Annotated in this window: 2 protein-coding genes; one reads left to right on the top strand and one right to left on the bottom strand. The window is 55.4% G+C overall.

The genetic code is table 11. From position 1 onward, the window contains the following. Positions 1 to 88 precede the first annotated feature (88 nt). Positions 89 to 226, bottom strand: coding sequence for a hypothetical protein (locus C451_RS22720; protein WP_162471346.1), 138 nt, complete (start codon positions 224 to 226; stop codon positions 89 to 91). A gap of 573 nt (positions 227 to 799) precedes the next feature. Here C451_RS22720 and C451_RS00030 point away from each other — a divergent pair. Continuing rightward, on the top strand, positions 800 to 2,359 hold the full coding sequence (locus C451_RS00030; protein ID WP_007736287.1) for a long-chain-fatty-acid--CoA ligase: 1,560 nt from the start codon (positions 800 to 802) through the stop codon (positions 2,357 to 2,359). The last annotated feature ends 258 nt before the right edge of the window (positions 2,360 to 2,617 follow it).

Raw genomic sequence — 2,617 nt, 5'->3', positions numbered from 1 at the left:
CCTCCAGCGGTCAACTCACGGAAAGATACGATGTAGCGTGTCGGTCACAACGAACGGAGGTGAACTCTGAACGGTTTTCCGACGCGACCTACTGCTCACTGTTGTAGTACTCGCGCAGTTCGTCGAAGACCTCCTCCTGGTCGAAATACTGACTGAAGATGTACAAGTCGGCATCTTCGACTTCGAATGCGTTGATATCCGTTGTGCCGGCGTCGAATGTGGGCATGGATGAACGTTACTCTGATTCGGGGGTGCTCTCGGCGTCCTGTACTGGTTGGGCAGCGATACTCATTCCGAGCGTAAAGAGTTTTGCTAGCGATCACCACAGCCCCAGCAACATATTTCTTCTCTCTGCCCGTCGGCGTTGTCCGTGCTAATTGGTAACAAGAGCTAAGAGATGGGCACCCCTAACGAGACATGCAGGCGTGTTTGCCTGTGCTACGTGCGGTCAACACGGGGACACCGTGCGTAGGAGTATACGCGAACCACGGGCCGGGGGTCAAACCGACCGGCCCATTTTTCCGCCAGACACCTGCTAGGGATGGCTTCGGGAGCAGGGCGACGCGCTCATCGATGGTTTCGACCCCGAGATTTCGGTGCTAGTCATAACTCGATCATGCTGCTACACCGGGAAGTTGAATCTACGAATGCCTGTATCGTTCACGCTTCTATCGTCTGTTCTATGTCGTGAACACATACGGGTGAGTACAATTCCACGGAATTGCCGACGCCAGTCACGCTCTCGAACGGTATCGCGTTCAGCAGAGCACTTATTGTTGTGAGAGAATATCAATCGGGAATGGCTGGAACGAAGATGTACCCGACCGTAGGTGAATCGCTCACTCTCACGGCAGAGAAGTATCCTGATCGAGACGCGATCGTGTACCCACAGAAGAACCAAGAGTGGAGTTACAGAGAGTTCAACGAACGGGTTAACCAGTTAGCGCACGCGCTTTGCGACCTCGGCATCGAGAAGGGGGATCGCGTCTCGACGTTCCTGTTCAACACGAGCGAGATGATCCTCACATGCTACAGCGCAGCAAAGATCGGCGCGGTGTTCAATCCGATCAATTTCCGGCTGGCACCGAGCGACCTTACATACATCCTCAACGACGCGGAAAGTTCGGTGTTGCTCTATGAAGACGCCGTGGGCGATGTCGTCGACTCCGCTCAGGACGACCTCGAATCCATCCAGACGTTCGTGAACGTGGACGGAGACGACGATCGGGCTACCGATTTCTATAGCCTCTTCGAGAAGCAGCCGAAGACGGAACCCGAAATCGATGTTGAACAGGATGACCGGTACATCATCATGTATTCGAGTGGGACGACTGGACGACCGAAAGGGATCGTCCATTCTCACCGGGATATGATCGAACACAACATGTGTATGCTATCGACACAGCACCTCTCGAAGACCGATGTCGGCCTGTCCTGTGGCCCACTCTACCACTCGGCGGAGCTCCACTGTATGTTGCTTCCTCGTGTCCACGTCGGGGCGAGTACTGTCCTTCAACACGCGTTCGATCCAGAGGAAACGCTGGGACTTCTCGAGGAGCACGACGTCTCGGTGATGTTTGGCGCTCCAACGATGTGGATCCAGATGGTCCAACAGAGTCCAGAAGAGTACGATCTCTCGTCGTTCAGATTGGGCGTCTACGGAGGGGCAAGCATGGCTCCCGCCACGATCGATGCGGTGAACGACGAAATCGGATGTGACCTCGTCGAGTACTATGGAATGACGGAGTTCGGACCGGCGGTCACCGTTCTTCCGCCCGACGGACAGGATACGAAGGCGGGGGCAGCCGGTATCTCGCTCCCGAACCACGAGGTCAAGATTGTGGAATTGGATGAGGACGGAATCGCTCAACCACCCAATCAAGAAGCGTCTGTCGGGGAAACGGGTGAGATCGTCATCCGGGGTCCCGCTGCTATGGACGAGTACTGGAACATGCCGGAGAAGTCCGAGTCCGTCTTTGACGGCGAGTGGTACTATTCAGGTGACCTCGGGTACTGCGATGCCGACGGCTACATCTGGAAGAAAGACCGCGCAGATGATATGTTCATCTCGGGCGGTGAGAATATCTATCCACGGGACACCGAGGACGTCCTGCTCGAACACGACTCGGTGGTGGAGTGCGCGGTAGTTGGCAAACCAGACGACGAGTGGGGAAAGGTCGTTCTGGCGTACGTTGTCGCGGATGACGTGACTGAGGAGGAACTTGACGAATTTCTCAAAGAGCACGATGACCTGGCCGACTACAAGCGGCCACGAGAGCATCGGTTCGTCGAGGAACTCCCGAAGACGGCGAGCGGCAAGATTCAGAAATTCGAACTTCGCGACCGATTGAACGGGTAAACGGTCGGTTGAGTGGCGCTTCCGCCGATAATGATCAAAATCTCCTCGTTGTTCGTGTAGGTCTCAGTGTTAGTCCGCTCGTGCTGGTCTGATACTGTATACGCGCGTGGTCGTCCACTGCCGAGTTACGGGAAGTTCCACAAGATTGCCCTATTTGAGCGTGTCATAGAATCCGTCTCATGATGTGAGTATCTCGCGGCCAGGGTTGTCTCCTCGTTCATCGTTGGTGATCGCGACGACGACTCGGAGACACAGCGC

The organism is Halococcus thailandensis JCM 13552, assembly GCF_000336715.1.
Classification (GTDB): domain Archaea; phylum Halobacteriota; class Halobacteria; order Halobacteriales; family Halococcaceae; genus Halococcus; species Halococcus thailandensis.
This window is presented reverse-complemented; position numbering and strand designations above follow the sequence as displayed.